The 14,932-nt window shown below is 43.7% G+C and carries 18 protein-coding genes and 2 tRNA genes; 2 read left to right on the forward strand and 18 right to left on the reverse strand.

Annotation, left to right across the window (positions count from 1 at the left end; all coding sequences use genetic code 11):
* Position 1: 1 nt before the first annotated feature.
* The 9 genes from rpsG to rsgA all read right to left on the reverse strand — a co-directional run bounded on the left by rpsG (position 2) and on the right by rsgA (position 7,000).
* Positions 2-472, reverse strand: coding sequence for a 30S ribosomal protein S7 (gene rpsG / locus HMPREF2685_RS09875; RefSeq protein ID WP_003003105.1), 471 nt, complete (start codon positions 470-472; stop codon positions 2-4).
* A 19-nt stretch (positions 473-491) separates the two neighbouring features.
* Positions 492-905: a 30S ribosomal protein S12 gene (gene rpsL / locus HMPREF2685_RS09880; RefSeq protein ID WP_001142332.1), complete on the reverse strand. Its 414-nt coding sequence runs from the start codon at positions 903-905 to the stop codon at positions 492-494.
* A 205-nt stretch (positions 906-1,110) separates the two neighbouring features.
* On the reverse strand, positions 1,111-1,665 hold the full coding sequence (locus HMPREF2685_RS09885; RefSeq protein WP_070466645.1) for a hypothetical protein: 555 nt from the start codon (positions 1,663-1,665) through the stop codon (positions 1,111-1,113).
* 23 nt (positions 1,666-1,688) lie between these two features.
* Positions 1,689-2,504 carry a pur operon repressor gene (purR, locus tag HMPREF2685_RS09890; protein ID WP_003012466.1) on the reverse strand — a complete coding sequence of 272 codons (816 nt, stop codon included), beginning with the start codon at positions 2,502-2,504 and terminating at the stop codon, positions 1,689-1,691.
* Positions 2,505-2,639: 135 nt separating this feature from the next.
* Positions 2,640-3,584, reverse strand: coding sequence for a 3'-5' exoribonuclease YhaM family protein (locus tag HMPREF2685_RS09895; protein ID WP_021153975.1), 945 nt, complete (start codon positions 3,582-3,584; stop codon positions 2,640-2,642).
* Positions 3,571-4,821, reverse strand: coding sequence for a DNA recombination protein RmuC (locus tag HMPREF2685_RS09900; protein ID WP_049506568.1), 1,251 nt, complete (start codon positions 4,819-4,821; stop codon positions 3,571-3,573). The genes HMPREF2685_RS09895 and HMPREF2685_RS09900 overlap by 14 nt, the downstream gene beginning before the upstream one ends.
* A gap of 1 nt (position 4,822) precedes the next feature.
* Positions 4,823-5,455 carry a thiamine diphosphokinase gene (locus HMPREF2685_RS09905; RefSeq protein ID WP_049506567.1) on the reverse strand — a complete coding sequence of 211 codons (633 nt, stop codon included), beginning with the start codon at positions 5,453-5,455 and terminating at the stop codon, positions 4,823-4,825.
* Complete coding sequence (gene rpe, locus HMPREF2685_RS09910; protein ID WP_070466649.1) at positions 5,448-6,107, reverse strand: ribulose-phosphate 3-epimerase; 660 nt, start codon at positions 6,105-6,107, stop codon at positions 5,448-5,450. Before rpe ends, HMPREF2685_RS09905 begins: the two co-directional genes overlap by 8 nt.
* 14 nt (positions 6,108-6,121) lie before the next feature.
* Positions 6,122-7,000, reverse strand: coding sequence for a ribosome small subunit-dependent GTPase A (rsgA, locus tag HMPREF2685_RS09915; protein ID WP_024055290.1), 879 nt, complete (start codon positions 6,998-7,000; stop codon positions 6,122-6,124).
* Positions 7,001-7,248: 248 nt separating this feature from the next.
* Here rsgA and HMPREF2685_RS09920 point away from each other — a divergent pair.
* Positions 7,249-7,331: transfer RNA gene (locus HMPREF2685_RS09920), tRNA-Leu, on the forward strand.
* A gap of 4 nt (positions 7,332-7,335) precedes the next feature.
* Positions 7,336-7,424 (forward strand) — tRNA-Ser (locus HMPREF2685_RS09925).
* A 45-nt stretch (positions 7,425-7,469) separates the two neighbouring features.
* Here the strand turns inward: HMPREF2685_RS09925 and rsmA are convergent.
* The 9 genes from rsmA to HMPREF2685_RS09970 form a co-directional block, all read right to left on the reverse strand.
* Entirely contained in the window at positions 7,470-8,345 is an 876-nt protein-coding gene (gene rsmA, locus HMPREF2685_RS09930) for a 16S rRNA (adenine(1518)-N(6)/adenine(1519)-N(6))-dimethyltransferase RsmA (RefSeq protein ID WP_024055119.1), read from the reverse strand.
* A gap of 19 nt (positions 8,346-8,364) precedes the next feature.
* Positions 8,365-9,078 carry a hypothetical protein gene (locus tag HMPREF2685_RS09935; protein WP_024055120.1) on the reverse strand — a complete coding sequence of 238 codons (714 nt, stop codon included), beginning with the start codon at positions 9,076-9,078 and terminating at the stop codon, positions 8,365-8,367.
* Positions 9,079-9,166: 88 nt separating this feature from the next.
* Positions 9,167-10,576 (reverse strand): SseB family protein, encoded by a 1,410-nt coding sequence (locus tag HMPREF2685_RS09940; protein ID WP_070466651.1) that lies wholly within the window; start codon positions 10,574-10,576, stop codon positions 9,167-9,169.
* Positions 10,577-10,708: 132 nt separating this feature from the next.
* Complete coding sequence (gene rnmV / locus HMPREF2685_RS09945; protein WP_186821448.1) at positions 10,709-11,299, reverse strand: ribonuclease M5; 591 nt, start codon at positions 11,297-11,299, stop codon at positions 10,709-10,711.
* Positions 11,271-12,041, reverse strand: a complete 771-nt coding sequence (locus HMPREF2685_RS09950; protein WP_070466655.1) for a TatD family hydrolase — start codon at positions 12,039-12,041, stop codon at positions 11,271-11,273. Before HMPREF2685_RS09950 ends, rnmV begins: the two co-directional genes overlap by 29 nt.
* A 125-nt stretch (positions 12,042-12,166) precedes the next feature.
* Entirely contained in the window at positions 12,167-12,301 is a 135-nt protein-coding gene (rpmH, locus tag HMPREF2685_RS09955; RefSeq protein WP_003003086.1) for a 50S ribosomal protein L34, read from the reverse strand.
* A 147-nt stretch (positions 12,302-12,448) separates the two neighbouring features.
* Complete coding sequence (locus HMPREF2685_RS09960; RefSeq protein ID WP_070466657.1) at positions 12,449-13,078, reverse strand: ribonuclease P; 630 nt, start codon at positions 13,076-13,078, stop codon at positions 12,449-12,451.
* A gap of 75 nt (positions 13,079-13,153) precedes the next feature.
* Positions 13,154-14,101, reverse strand: a complete 948-nt coding sequence (gene jag / locus HMPREF2685_RS09965; protein WP_070466659.1) for an RNA-binding cell elongation regulator Jag/EloR — start codon at positions 14,099-14,101, stop codon at positions 13,154-13,156.
* A 15-nt stretch (positions 14,102-14,116) separates the two neighbouring features.
* Positions 14,117-14,932, reverse strand: a complete 816-nt coding sequence (locus HMPREF2685_RS09970; RefSeq protein ID WP_037608124.1) for a YidC/Oxa1 family membrane protein insertase — start codon at positions 14,930-14,932, stop codon at positions 14,117-14,119.

The following is a 14,932-nucleotide window of genomic DNA, read 5'->3' on the forward strand; positions in this document are numbered from 1 at the left end:
CTTACCAGCGGAAGTGTGCGAATGCACGGTTAGCTTCAGCCATACGGTGAGTATCTTCACGTTTCTTAACAGCTGCACCAGTGTTGTTCGCTGCATCCAAGATTTCTTTTGCAAGACGATCAACCATTGTGTGTTCACCACGTTGACGAGCGATTGTTACCAACCAACGAAGTCCAAGTGTTGTACGACGTTCTGGACGAACTTCAACTGGGACTTGGTAGTTAGAACCACCGACACGGCGAGCACGTACTTCAAGTACAGGCATGATGTTTTCCATAGCTGTTTCGAATACTTCAAGAGCGTCGTTTCCAGTAGCTTCTTTAATTTGTTCGAAAGCTCCGTAAACGATTGAAGCAGCTGTACCACGTTTACCATCAAGCATAACGCGGTTGATAAGACGAGTAACTAATTGTGAATTGTAAAGCGGATCTGGCAATACATCGCGTTTAGGCGCACGGTTTTTACGACTCATTTCTCTTTATCCCCTTTCCTTATGCTTTTGGACGTTTAGTACCGTATTTAGAACGGCCTTGTTTACGATCGTTTACACCTGCAGTATCAAGTGCTCCACGGACGATATGGTAACGTACCCCTGGAAGGTCTTTTACACGTCCACCACGAAGAAGAACCACGCTGTGTTCTTGCAAGTTGTGTCCGATACCTGGGATATAAGCAGTAACTTCGATCAAGTTGCTCAAACGTACACGAGCGAATTTACGAAGGGCTGAGTTAGGTTTCTTAGGTGTCATTGTTCCAACACGAGTTGCAACACCACGTTTTTGTGGTGAAGAAACGTTTGTTTGAACTTTTTTATGACTGTTGTAACCAACGTTCAAAGCTGGTGATTTAGATTTTTCTACTTTTGATTTACGCGGTTTGCGAACCAATTGGTTAATTGTAGGCATCTACATTCTCCTGTGAATTTTTTTATTTTTGGTGATGATACACTTGGTGACAGCTACCATCTGTGTGTACTTTTGCAACATTTGTCAGCACGTCCCTGTACACTCTTGAGAGACCAAAAGTAAAAAGTACCGTCTATTATTATAACATGACGGCACTTTGATTGCAAGATGTTTTTTTATTTTTTAAAGAAATCGAAAAAGTTCATTATTGACCAGCTTGAGCAGGTTCTTCTGCCCCTGCATCTGCAGCCGGAGCATACTGTTGTTGCTGTTGTGATTGAACTGTCGCATTAGCTCCAGCTACTCCAGCATTGGCATTAGCGTTTGCGTTGGCATTAGCGTCTGTTTGAGTCTGCTGCGTTGTCGCAGTATCACTCTCATAGGCCAGTCCATAATAGTTAGCGATGTATTGGATACGGGCCTCAAGCGATTGCTTTTGAGTCGCATCTTTGACTTTCTTCACAGCAGCTTGGGCAGCGTTCACAGAATCTTGACTTGGCGTTGTTTCCATTTGAACGACTGCTTTTTCAGCAGCTTCTGTATTTTTCTTTTCTTCCTTCTTTTCTTTTTCTTCCTTTGTTTCCTTTTTCACTGGAAGGGAACCTGTTTTTTTAGCAGGTTGAATTTCTGTCGTTACCTGGGCAGCCGTATTCTTTTTAACGGTATACAAACCAGCTACCAAAATAAAGGATAGAGACAGAACTGTCACCAAGCGAATCCACAAAGGACTATTATCAAATCGATCTAAAATTCTTTTCACTTTTTGATCCTCCTTTGCTGCTCTTAATCAAAGATATTTCCAACTTCGACGCTCAATTTATTTTCTTTTACATCGATGTTGGTCACGCGCAATAAGGATTTGTGTTCAAAGAATTCCCGGTCAGTTGCAGCATTATCCGCAAAGACAGCTACTCCTGCTAATTCAGAATCGAATTCAGCCAAGAGACTGACCATTCCATTAATCGTTCCGCCACCTTTAAGGAAGTCATCGACAATCAAGACCCGGCTTCCTGCTTTTAGGCTCCGTTTTGAAAGGAACATTTTCTCAATACGATCCCCACTTGAGCCTGAAACATAGTTGACACTAACGGTTGACCCTTCTGTGATTTTCAAATCACGACGGACAATAACAAAAGGAACATTCAAGACATTGGCTACTGCATTGGCTAGAGGAACTCCCTTGGTCGCTACGGTCATGACAGCATCAATCTTCTTATCTCGGAAGGCTTTGGCAATGATGCGGCCGATGCGATTCAAAATCTTTGGATTGCTCAACAGATCAGACAGGTAAATGTAGCCACCAGGAAGGATACGATCACTTTCAGACAGCTGCTTGCAAAGATCCTCGACGATTTCTTTGGATTCTTGATCTGAGATAGACGGTGTAAAGATAACACCTCCACCAGCTCCTGTAATGGTCTCAATATTTCCGATTTCCATCTCTTCAAACGCCCGCTTAATGATCACGATATCTTCTGAGATGGAAGACTTGGCAGACTCATACTTTTCCGCAAACGTATTGAGGCTAGTCAATTCATAGGGATGGTTGATCAAGTAATTAGAAATCACGACCATCCGTTCACTTCTTCTTAATTTCATTTTCTCACCATGTAGTTTTTTCTATCATTATACCATAAGAAGCGAAAAAAACGAACATTCTGATTTACAGAAGGCCGTTTTTTCCTGATTATTTTATTTTTGGCAGAATCATTCCCGTATTTATCTCTGTTTTTACTAGTCGAGATTCGGTTTATAGAAGGAACGATTTTCCATAGCAAAGATTTTATTGGTCATCTCGCCAGGACCAATTAAGCCAAGTGCTGTTGTCATCATCATCATTTCTGCATCCAAATTATCGATCATATGAATAATCTCTGCTTCCATGATCTTTGGACGAACAGGACTACCGTATTCGAGCAAACCATGGTGACTCAAGATCACATGGCGAAGGACGATGACTTCTTCTTTTTGATCATCAATCTTCAAGTCTTGCAAGACCTTGGTGATTTCTTCATCGATGAGTGCAATGTGGCCGATGAGGTTGCCCCGAACAGTGTATTCTGTATTTTCAGGTCCCGTCAACTCGATCACTTTGGCCAAATCGTGTAACATAATCCCTGCAAAGAGCAAGCTCTTATTCAACTGAGGATAGATATCGCCGATACTATCTGCCAAGCGGACCATGGTTGCCGTATGATAAGCAAGGCCTGCTTCAAAGGCATGGTGGTTGGTCTTAGCAGCTGGATAACTATAAAATTCTTTCTCATATTTCCCATAGAGGGCACGGACAATCCGTTGCCAGACTGGATTTTCAATTTTGAAAATCATGTTTGACAAGTATTCATGCAATTCTTTGGGATCTACTGGTGGTTTTTCCTTAAAGTCTGCTGGATTGTTGGGCTCTCCTGCTTGGGGCAAGCGCATGTTTAATTGGTTGACTTGCGGAGTATTATTGTAAACTTCTCGACGTCCAGACATATGGACCACGCGCCCAGCTGTAAAGCTCTCTACATTGTGGGGTTGGGCATCCCATAATTTGCCTTCGATCGTACCGGTCTCATCCTGGAAGACAAAGGCGAGGTAGTTTTTCCCGGCCCGCGTTTGACGCACTTCTGCTGACTTGATTAAATAGAATCCTTCGAACAATTCATCTTTTTTCATTTGGCTAATTTTGACCATCATCTTCTCCATCTTCTATATATACATCTAGTCCCAGCAGGTCCTCATCGCTTTCGATTTGGCGGAGTGTCCGCTCGATGGCACTAGTCCGTCTGGTTAGCAAATCATCAATATTATTGGAAGCATTTTTTAAATGGCGCTGGGTCTTGGCCAGAATCCCTCCAAACTTGTGGAATTCTGATTTGACCGATCCCAACACTTTACTAATATCGTCTGCACTCTTTTGGATGTTAAGCGTTTTAAAGCCAACAGACAAGGAGTTCAAGAGGGCTGATAGCGTGCTTGGACCAGCCACTAAAATTTGTTCGTCCCGACGCAAGCGATCGAAGAATGCTGGATTGCGAACCACTTCGGAATAGAGGCCTTCAGTTGGCAAAAAGAGAATTCCGAAATTAGTCGTCGCTGGTGGAAAGAGGTATTTTTGTTGAATATCTTTAGCAAAACGCTTGATACTAGCAAGAAGGGCCTTGCGGTAACGCTCGATCTCCTCTTTCTCTCCTGATTCATAAGCTTCTTCCAGACGATAGTAGTCTTCCAGTGGGAATTTAGAGTCAATCGGTAGATAGACTGGTTCCTCTCCTTGCCCCGGAAGCTTAATGGCATATTCCACGCGCTCACTGGATTGGGGAACGGTGACAAACTCCCGCTCATACTGGGCTGGAGTCAAGATATCTTCAATGATTTGGCCCAGCTGCAATTCGCCCATAATCCCACGCGTCTTGGTATTGGAGAGAACTTTATTAAGGGTTCCGACATCCCTCGCCACCGTCTGCATTTCTCCCAACCCTTTGTTGACCGACTCCAATTGTTTTGAAACCGTCTCAAAGGAGGTCTGCAAGCGGTGCTGCAAGGTTTTCTCCAATTTTTCTTCTACCGTTTGGCGCATCTGTTCTAGCCGCACTTCATTGGACTCTTGAATCTGGCGCATACGCTCATCTGTTTTGTCCCGATTTTTAGTAAAGTGCTCGTTCATCTCAGCGCGCAGAGCCGTCGTCTGCTGGTGGATCTCCACTCGCATCTCGGTTAAGCGATCTGTCAGGGCGATCTCTAACTGCTGATTGGCAATCTGGCTTGCTTGTCTTTCTTTTTCAAAACGATAGTCCAACTGGTCTGTCAAATGATCCTCATGGTCTTCCAGCATCTCTCGTAAAGCCGGTCTAGTATCATCTGACCGTTGCAAGAGATAGATGAGGAGGCCCAGATTGAGCAGGCCAATCAGAAGCAGAATGATATTCATATTAACCTCTGTCTTTACTATAAACAATGACAAGATAGCCACGGTCAAGACTCACTTGAATCGGTTGATCCAAAAATTCATTGGAGCCATACATGGCCTTCAAAAAATAATTATCCTGATGGAGCGGATACTTGGCCCCTGTGATCTCTAAGTGGCCTTGTCCGACAGGCATAAAACCAACATAGGACATGGCTGGATCTGGCTGAATCTCATGGCAGCCAGCTGGTCTGTAGATTAAGCGGTTTTGACCATCGACTAATTGGATCTGATCCATGTAGGGAGCTAGGTCTGGATCGGTCGGTAAAAAGATATTAGACAAGAAGTGATCCAAGCGACCGCCAAAGGCACCATAAACGGTGATAATAGCCTCTGGATAGGCTTCAAAGACTGCTTTCAAGGCCAATTCCAAATCCGTATCGTTCTTTTCAGGGATGGATTGAATAACCTGCTTGGCTTGGATACGGATCTTATTCAAATCAGTCTCAGAGACGGAATCGAAATCCCCCACAGCTATATCTAATGGCAGGCCTTGTTCCAGTAACTTCAAACAGCCACCATCAACGCCTACATAAGCGTCATGATTTCTTGGCAAAAGCGTGCTGTCCCCTCCTGCCAGTATTGCGATCTTACCCATTTACAGCATCTCGGAGCGTTTGAACACGCTCATTAACATCTCCATTAAAGACATAAGAGCCTGCTACAAAGACATTGGCCCCGGCTTCTTTTGCTTGGGAAATAGTTTGGCCATCAATTCCTCCATCGACTTCGATATCAAAGCCTAAGCCTTTTTCTTCACGAAGCGCGGCTAATTCGCGCACCTTGTCCATGGTTTCAGGCAAGAAGGCTTGGCCACCGAATCCTGGATTAACGGTCATGACCAAGACTTGATCTACCAAGTTCAAGACATGTTTGATACTGACTACAGGAGTTCCTGGATTGATCACGACACTAGCCTTCACACCTGCTTGACGAATTTTTTGAAGAGCTCCGTGAATATGGGGAGTAGCTTCCACATGGATGCTGATGATGTCAGCACCTGCACGGGCAAATTCTTCGATATGGTGTTCAGGATTGGTGACCATCAAGTGGCAATCAAAGACCAACTTGCTATGTGGACGCATGCTCTCTACGACACCAGCTCCAAAGCTGATATTGGGCACAAAATGGCCATCCATGACATCGATATGGGCATAGTCAGCTCCTGCTGCTTCTAAGCGTTTCAATTCACTTTCAAAATTGGCATAATCGGCACTCAAAATTGAGGGTGCAATTTTCATTGTTTTCATCGTTGTAGTGTCTCCTATTTTGGCATTTTTTTCGAAACTTTTTTATAGGTTTCGCGACGGTTTTCAATCTCACTTAGAAATTGCAAGTAATCCTTATAACGGAAAGGTGCAATTTCCTCTCTTTCAACGGCTGGTTTCACCGCACAAGCTGGCTCATGCGTGTGGGTACAGGTACGAAATTTACAAGAGTGGCTCACATCGGCGATCTCCGGAAAAGCTTGATTTAAGTCTTCACTGGTCGTCACTTCATAATCAAGGGAAGAGAAGCCAGGCGTATCTGCGATCTTTCCTCCATTTAAATGGTAAAAGCTGACAGCTCGGGTCGTGTGTCGACCGCGCCCCAGACTATCTGAAATCTCACCCGTTTCAAGCTCCAGATCCGGAGCGATTTTATTGAGCAAGGTCGATTTTCCTACACCGGTCTGCCCCATAAAGACCGTGGTTTGATTGGTCAAAAGGGGCAAGAGTTCCTCAATCGACAAGACAAAATCATAGCCAATAGCCTGGTAGATTCCTTGGTAGTAGTGGATGTCTTCCATATCTTCTAACAAGTCCAGTTTTGAAATATAGACAATGGGATGAATCCCCTTATGCTCCAAAAGAACTAGAAAACGATCTAAAAGATTGGCGTTGAAATGTGGCTCCTTAGCTGACATGATCACTACTGCCTGATCAATATTGACAATAGGAGGGCGCACGAGGCTATTTTTTCGAGGCGCAATGCTCAAAATGTAGCCTTCTGAATTCTCTTCAGCAGAGAACTCCACCTGATCCCCCACATAAGGAGTCTGTCCTTTTTTTCTAAAATTTCCACGAGCCCGTGTCTGGTAAATGTGACCATCTGACTCCACGTAGTAGAAGCCAGCCAAGGCCTTGACGATTGTTCCTTGCAAATCGTACTCCTTTGAGATTAATACTATCTATTATACCAAAAAATGAGAAATAAGGCTGGATTGCTTGATAAGAAAAAACGAAAAGTGAACCTCTCCGGACACTTTTAGAAACGAATAGGTTCGTTTTTTAAATGGATAGAAACAGAAGACGGAGTATCTGTTATGACTTGTCTTTTAGCAGAATTCGGGAAAGGGCACCTTCCTTTTTTTCCTTGGCATTTTTCCTAAAAAGTGTATAATAGAACTATGCGGAGGTGGTGGAACGGCAGACACGCATGCTTCAGGCGCATGTGCCCCTTCGGGCGTGAGGGTTCAAATCCCTTTCTCCGCATCTTGGAAAGGTGGCCCAGCTCGGTACGGCACCGGACTCGAAATCCGGCAAGTGGATTTTATTCACGCGCGGGTTCAAATCCCGTCCTTTCCTTCTACAACAAACAAGACATGAGCTATGAAGCTCATGTCTTTTCTGTTATTTTATTCCTGCTTCTAGAAGGCTATCTGCTAGGCGGGCGAAGTCTTCTAAGCTGAGAGCTTCTCCTCGTACAGAAGGTTGCAGGCCTGCAGCTTGGATTCCTGCTTCCAGCTTGGCTTTGATTTCTTCGGTCTTGCCAAAGCGACTGGTCAAGTTGTTCCAAAGCGTTTTGCGTCGGTGGACAAAGCTAGCCTTGCTGACAGAGAAGAAGAAATCTTCATCCTTGACTGCTACTGCTGGTTCTTCGCGACGGACCATCTTCAAAATGGCAGAGTCGACGTTTGGTGCTGGCACAAAGACGGTGCGAGGCACGATAAAGGCTACCTTGGCAGTCATATAGTATTGGACTGCAATGGATAAAGAACCATAAGCCTTGGTGTTGGGCTCAGCTGAAATACGGTCGGCCACCTCTTTTTGCATCATGACCACAAATTCTTGGAAAGGAATTTTAGACTCAATCAAGTGCATGAGGATGGGAGTCGTGATGTAGTATGGAAGGTTGGCTACTACCTTAATTGGAAGTTCTGGATTTTTAAACTCTGCGATGTACTGGTTGAGATCCACCTTGAGGATGTCTTGGTTGACAACCGTCACATTATCAAAATCACGCAAGGTATCCGCTAAGATGGGAACTAAGCGGTCATCAATCTCAAAGGCCATCACTTCTGCCGCATTTTCTGCCAAAAACTCAGTGAGAGCTCCAATTCCGGGACCGATTTCGATGACATTGACCTGCTTATCAATCTCAGCCGTATCCACAATTTTTTGAAGGATGTTGGTATCGGTCAAGAAGTTCTGACCGAAGGATTTTTTAAAGGTAAAACCGTGACGCTCCAGCACTGCCTTGGTCACGCTATAATCTGCAATTCTCATGTATTCTCTTTTCTATTTATTAGCTAAAAACAATATATAAAACCCACATAATTCCTAGTGCCAACACAATCCAAAACACTAAAAGAACACGAGACTTGTTCCCTTGTGAATCGGCTCCAGTCATATCGATCGCTTTCTTATCTTCTTGGGGGTTCATTTTCTTCAGTTCACCCTGATAGGCAACCGAATCTAGAATATTGTCTTCTGGCAATAATTCTGAAGCATAATAATCAGGAAAGCCCATAGCAAGACCAATTAAGTTCTTTTCTGTCAAAGAAAAATCTAAATCTTTGGGTTGATTTTCCCGAATAGCTCGTATATTTTTTAACAGTTTATCAGAAACAACAGACACTTGGTCCATAAAAACAACATCTAAGACATCAAATCCGAGCACATCACCATCTTTTACGTTTGCAAGAATATAACGAACAAAGGCATCATATAATTGTAAGGTCTGAGAAGCATTTTCTTCTAAAAAAGACCGATTTTGGAGGGCGTTTTGCTGGAATTTTTCAATAGGAAGCAAGATATCTACATTCTGCTCTTGGTAAAATCTTTCTGCTTGTTCTTCATCTTCTTCAAGTTCTTCTGCTGTTTCCCAGAGAGCAATAGGAGCTTTTAAATCTTCTTCATCCCAAAACAATTGCCAAAAATAAGGTATCGTGTAAATTCCCTCTGTTAAGATACGAGCTTCATCTCCGTTTTTTAAGTAAATATAACTTCTATTCGCCATTCCATTTCCTTTCAAAATCTTTGAAAAAGGTTAGTGGTTCAGGTAAGATGTAGATAAAACTATATAGTTTCCCAATGAAAGAAACTCTCTAATCTTTATCTCTGCCTTCTAGTTCCTCACTAAACTTTTGCATTTCCTTAAAAGCTGTTAGGCTAACATAGGCACCTGCTTCATAGAATTCAGTTGGGTTTATGGCATAGTCAAAGCCTTCAATCATGCCACCAGCTTCTTCAATCATGCCATTCCACTTTTCATCAAAGACCATTCGCAGACGTTTCCAATCAGTAAATACCGGCACAGAGTTGCGCCCATCTTTTCCTTCTCTGACTGGGATGCTGAACTTAGCGTCTTCTTTCAATACAAAGGAGTTGACTCCCTGACTCTTATCGGGGAATCCCGAAGTAGCATTTAAAGGAATGAGGAGTTTGGCTTTTGGCATGGCTGCTGAGAAGAATTTATAATAGAGGTTATATATTATTTCTTCGTCATCTGTCGTAGGCTTATCCATCTGCCCCATCAACAGCATCCATCTTACAATATCAGGATTCATAACAGGAACTTGTATCTCTGGTAGGTTCGAAAAATCTGGTTTATGAACCAAAACAGAAGCACTAATGCTGACTTCCTTGGTATTAAAGGTTGCTCCCAAAGCTCCATTTAAGTAAAAGGCTGTCCCAAGAAAATTCTCAATTCCTTTTTTATTTGCTGTATTTTCAATCAGTTTCACAACTGAATTTGGTCGACTATCAATGGTTTCCTTAAATTGGTGATACCAACGCGGCGTATATAGCATGATCATCGGGTCTGAACAGAGATAACCCTCTTCACCTCTATCATAGGTCGTTGAGAAAAGATACGCTTCCCCCGTTTTTTCTGAAAAGACCGCGTAAATCGAATCTGCTGCTAACAACTTGTCCTTGACGATTTCTGCTAGGCGTTCTAGCTTTCGAGTGTTAGCTTGATAGCTTTCTTCACTTTCAGTTTTCTGATTTTGACGGCACTCCCATAAAAAGAGGCGCAATATTTCTATGCTATCATCAAGACTAGCAGCTTGATAGTCTTCATTGGACATTTGACCTTTTTGGACAATTACAAACGCGTTATAAAGAGCATCTCTATAGCTTGATAGCCGTTGTTCCTCATCGACACCATAACTATAGAGAACACTTCCCTTTTTAAGATTAACCAAGGAAGTTTCCAAATCGATTACCAAATGAGCTAGAGATTCATCCGTGAGAACATCTACATCCTTATTTTGATTAATGAGTTTTTTCACGACTACAGAACCAAGAGCGTCCATACCTTGATCGGGATTGCAAAATTGCAGACAATCCCCAACCTTGAGTCCGCCCTCTAAGCTCCCAATAATCAATAACTCATTCGTCTCCTTTATCGGAAATAGTTCTAGAACTCCCAAGCATGTTTTGTCAATTGACTCTACTGTTTTGTTTGTTGCTTCAGTTGTTTCTGTCTTTTTTAAAAAATCGAAGATTCCCATAAATTATCCTCATTATCTACACTCATAACAAATCCTATGGAGTCACTTTTCTAATGCTTGCAACCAAGCCTGATTAAACCGTATATACTTACTTCTATTGCGTCATCTTCCCCTTGCTTTTGGGGGAGTTTCTCAATTCTCATAACTTTTCATGGTAGCTTCAACCTCAGCCAAACAAATTCCAAACAACTCCAAGCGTTTGATCAATTGCTTTCCATTGCAGTAGCCGATGCGCAAGGCTTCTCCTAAGTATTCTCGTCGTTTGCGACTATCGCTTCCCATCAACAGGCCAAGACGCATCAAATCAGTCTTTGTGATATCAAAGAAATTCTCATCTTCGTAAGACCCGACCAGTCCAGCTAGGGCTTTTTCTAAGTCTTCAAAACTGGCATGCTCCACTCCCAAGGAACGCCCCTTGGTCTTGGATTTTGGGACTGCTTCACCACGATTTAAAAAGGCATGTTTGGCCTGGGGTACCTCTTGCATAATGATCTTTCGAATTCGCTCGCCATTGTAGTCTGGATCGGTAAAGACAATGACCCCACGCAACTCTTGCAAGGTAGCAATTCGTTCCAAGTCATCTTGATCGATCGCAGAACCTCGGGTTTCATAGGTATCCACCTCATAAAAACGACGGAGATTGGCTGTGTCATCCTTGCCCTCTACGACAATCACTTCTGGTATTTTTCTTTTCTCAGTCAAGGCCAAATACCTTTCTTGCATTGTCATAGGTTGCCTGAGCCACTTCTTCTGTTGTTAAGCCACGTAGTTCTGCAATAAAATCTACCACATAACGAGTGTAGGCTGTTTTATTTTCCCGACCACGTTTGGGAACTGGTGCCAGGTAAGGGGCGTCTGTTTCAACCAAGATCTTCTCGAGCGGAAGGCCAGTTGCCGCTTCTTGGACATCTGTTGCCTTCTTAAACGTCACTACTCCAGAAAAGGAGATCATCATTCCCAGATCCATGAAGCGTTTAGCTTCTTCTAAACTTCCTGAGAAAGAATGCATGATCCCACCGCGAGGACCGACTCCTTCACTCTTGATGATGGCATAAGTATCTTCTAAAGCATCGCGTGTGTGCACCACAAAGGGGAGGTCCAAGTCTTTAGACAATTGAATCTGACGACGAAAAACCTTTTCTTGGACATCTTTTGGCGCTGTCATCCAGTGATAATCGAGACCGATTTCTCCGAGTGCGACGACTTTGGGATGTTTCAACTGTTTAAGTAAATATGCCTCCACTTCAGGAGTATAATCGCCTGCCTCAGTGGGGTGCCAACCAAGCGTGAGATAGAGTTCTGGGTGCTGGTCTGCCAAGGCTATTCCTCGCTCAATCGTCGGTTTGTCAAAACCAACGATATTGTGGGCTACAACCCCCATTTCCTTGGCCAAGTCGAGCTCTTCTTGTTCTTTTCCTGCGAATTCTTCCACATTGAGATGGGTGTGGGTATCAAAAATCTGCATGATCTTCCTTTTCTTCCGAGTTTTTCTTCTTTCTATTATAGCAGAAAGCGCCTCTAAATTCACTTTCGGACAAAACAAAAACCAGTAGTCTCGAGTTTCTACTGGTTTTTAGGTTTTTATCTGAATTAGGCAGCCAAAACTTTGCGTCCTTTACGACGACGAGCTGCCAATACGCGACGACCATTTTTAGTTGCCATACGGTGACGGAAACCATGTTTGCGCGCACGACGAAGTTTACTTGGTTGATAAGTACGTTTCACGATGAATACCTCCTCATAGATTTTGTATTCGTTTAGCCGGCTAGTTGTGATCAGTTACTAAACATACTTTACTATTCTATCGGATTCAGCTCTATTTGTCAATAGCTATGGCAAAATTGTTGCAAATACAGGTTGGAGAAAACCTTTCTACACCTGACGGGTTGCCAAGTAATAGGGTTCCAGAGCCACCAGCGCCTCTTGCAACTGATCCAAGATAGCTTCAAGAGAACCTTCCTCGACTAAAGAAACATCGTATTTGACGAGAACCTTACGAACCACCCCATCTGCTACTGCTTGTAACAGATCATGGCGATTCTTTTCTGTTCCCTCGATTCTTCGACTCTCTCCATCTTCTTGAGCAAGATAATAGACTGGTTGAGAGATGGGAAGAGTGAGAACCTTGTGTTGCTTTGGAAGGCTCTGATCATCTTTTTTTCGCTCGATAAAGCTCACCTCTAAGGAAACTCCAAAATCAGCTGCATCCCCATAAAGTCTCAGGGCAAACATAGGCTCTGCCATCGTCCCTTCTCCTTTTAGATAGGCCCAAAAATGAGGCCGCAAGACCTGGGCCTGGTTCATCCATTGGCTAGTCCGATCCTGCTCCAAGTAGGGGTGGCGCTTCTGAAAGGCTGAGACCAAATCGGTGAATTCCTTACGAGCCGCTTGAGCTAGGGCACGATACTGCTCCATCTCCGATGCTAGCACCCCTGCCTTTGCTGGAGCCAGGTATTTCATTCCTTGAAGCTTTAAAAACTCTCGAATCGCTGCAAATGCCATCTGCTTCCTTTCTAAACCTAAAAAAGGAGAGATCGGCTCAATCCCGTCTCTCCCTTATGGGAAATAATAGCTTGATTATCCTTCGATGTCTACCACTACGTAACGGTTTGGTTCTTCCCCTTCAGAGTAGCTAGTGACTCCTTCCATCTTAGAGACAATACGGTGAATGATTTTGCGTTCACTGTTTGACATCGGATCTGTCTGTTGGGCTTGCCCATCTTCGAGGGCACGCGTTGCCAACTTCTGAGCATAGCTTTGAAGAACTTCCGCCCGGTGTTCTACATAGTCATTCACATTAATGGTAATGTAAAAATTCTTTGAGTAGCGGTTATAGAGGTAATTTTGCGCCAAAAGTTGAAGAGCCTTCAAGACTTTTCCGTGGTAACCAATGACACGTCCTGGCTCATTGGTATCAATTTGCATATTGACCGTACGGCGGTTGTGACTGCTTGAGATTGTCGCATCCACATCCATTTCATCGACCACTGTTTGAACATAGGCTGTCACATCATCTACGACTTCTTCGATGTTGTAGTTTTCCTCTACCTCGATACCAAGGTTTGAGAAATCAGATTCGCTTGATTCTTTTGTCGCTGGTTCTTTAACTTTTTCAAGGATATGTTCATGTCCTTTTTCTTCAAGAACAGTATCTGCTTCTTTGTCATGTTTCAGGATTTCTGTCTTGATTTCTTCAGAGACAACTTCTCCTTCTTCTTCGACCTTTTTGATCGCTGCTACGACGCGTCCGAGATCGACCGTCGCTTCGCTCACAGTCTTAACCGGTTCGTTTTGCGCATTGATCTCATCTGGTACACCCTTTACAGCTTGTTGATTAGCTTTCACAACAGTTGTTTCTGCAATGGGCTCAATCTCTACTTGGGCTGGTTTTTTCCCAAACAAGCCAAGAAAACCTTTCTTTTCACGCGCTACAACCGTAATATGTGCCTTCATACGAGGAATATCTAAATCGTTCAGACCTTTTTGAATCGCTTCTTCAACAGTTGCTCCAGTATATAGGACCATATGTCCACCTCTTTCTTATTTTTTCTTTTTCTGTGCTTTGTTTAGGGCACGGCGTTTTTGTTTTTCCATGTCGCGTGAAGCTTGCTCTTTTGCTTCACGCTCTGCGATAATCTTGAAGGGGTTGTTCAAGAGATAGGTTTGCCCGACTTGATAAGCATTGGAAGTCACCCAGTATAGTGCGACCCCGCTGGCTGAGAACAAGGCAAAGAAGAAGATCATCACAGGCATCACATACATCATGGTTGTCGCACTCCCGTTACGCTCTGGCAGGGCTTTATTGGTCAACCAACTGCTGAAAAATGTGAAGAGGGCAGCAAGAACCGGCAAGATATAAGTCGGGTCGATCGCGCCAAGGTCCAACCAGAGGAAGTGACCGACTTTAAGGAATTCGACACGGCTCAGCGCTTGGAACAAGGCCATCAAAACCGGCATCTGAATCAAGAGAGGAAGAAAGGCTGAAGATGTTTTGACGCCTTTTTCCTTGTAAAGGGCCCGCATCTCTTCAGAAAGCTTGGTCCGACTATCTAGATCCTTTCCAGGATACTTGGCTTGCAATTCCTTGAGTAGGGGTTGAATTTCCTGCATCTTGCGGGTTGAATTCATTTGATATTGGAAAAGCGGCAAGAGGACCGTCCGGATCACAATGGTAAAGACGATAATCCCCACACCGATACTTCCGCCAAATGACAAGAAGCGAATGGCTTCGGCAAAGAAGTAGACGAAGCGTTCCCAACCACCTGTCGACTGAGCTGTCACTTGAGAGGTTCCACAAGCTGTCAAGACCAATAAGGCCGCTCCTAATAATCCAGTTAACTTCAGTTTCTTTTTCAC

The sequence above is a fragment of the Streptococcus sp. HMSC074F05 genome (genome assembly GCF_001808725.1).
In the GTDB taxonomy this organism is placed as follows: Bacteria; Bacillota; Bacilli; order Lactobacillales; family Streptococcaceae; genus Streptococcus; species Streptococcus parasanguinis_I.

Bases quoted from the DNA above. Each gene is read 5' to 3' on its own strand.
- rpsG (WP_003003105.1), bottom strand. From the start codon at position 472: ATGAGTCGTAAAAACCGTGCGCCTAAACGCGATGTATTGCCAGATCCG.
- rpsL (WP_001142332.1), bottom strand. From the start codon at position 905: ATGCCTACAATTAACCAATTGGTTCGCAAACCGCGTAAATCAAAAGTA.
- purR (WP_003012466.1), bottom strand. From the start codon at position 2,504: ATGAAATTAAGAAGAAGTGAACGGATGGTCGTGATTTCTAATTACTTG.
- HMPREF2685_RS09895 (WP_021153975.1), bottom strand. From the start codon at position 3,584: ATGGTCAAAATTAGCCAAATGAAAAAAGATGAATTGTTCGAAGGATTC.
- HMPREF2685_RS09900 (WP_049506568.1), bottom strand. From the start codon at position 4,821: ATGAATATCATTCTGCTTCTGATTGGCCTGCTCAATCTGGGCCTCCTC.
- HMPREF2685_RS09905 (WP_049506567.1), bottom strand. From the start codon at position 5,455: ATGGGTAAGATCGCAATACTGGCAGGAGGGGACAGCACGCTTTTGCCA.
- rpe (WP_070466649.1), bottom strand. From the start codon at position 6,107: ATGAAAACAATGAAAATTGCACCCTCAATTTTGAGTGCCGATTATGCC.
- rsmA (WP_024055119.1), bottom strand. From the start codon at position 8,345: ATGAGAATTGCAGATTATAGCGTGACCAAGGCAGTGCTGGAGCGTCAC.
- HMPREF2685_RS09935 (WP_024055120.1), bottom strand. From the start codon at position 9,078: ATGGCGAATAGAAGTTATATTTACTTAAAAAACGGAGATGAAGCTCGT.
- HMPREF2685_RS09940 (WP_070466651.1), bottom strand. From the start codon at position 10,576: ATGGGAATCTTCGATTTTTTAAAAAAGACAGAAACAACTGAAGCAACA.
- rnmV (WP_186821448.1), bottom strand. From the start codon at position 11,299: ATGCAAGAAAGGTATTTGGCCTTGACTGAGAAAAGAAAAATACCAGAA.
- HMPREF2685_RS09950 (WP_070466655.1), bottom strand. From the start codon at position 12,041: ATGCAGATTTTTGATACCCACACCCATCTCAATGTGGAAGAATTCGCA.
- HMPREF2685_RS09960 (WP_070466657.1), bottom strand. From the start codon at position 13,078: ATGGCATTTGCAGCGATTCGAGAGTTTTTAAAGCTTCAAGGAATGAAA.
- jag (WP_070466659.1), bottom strand. From the start codon at position 14,101: ATGGTCCTATATACTGGAGCAACTGTTGAAGAAGCGATTCAAAAAGGT.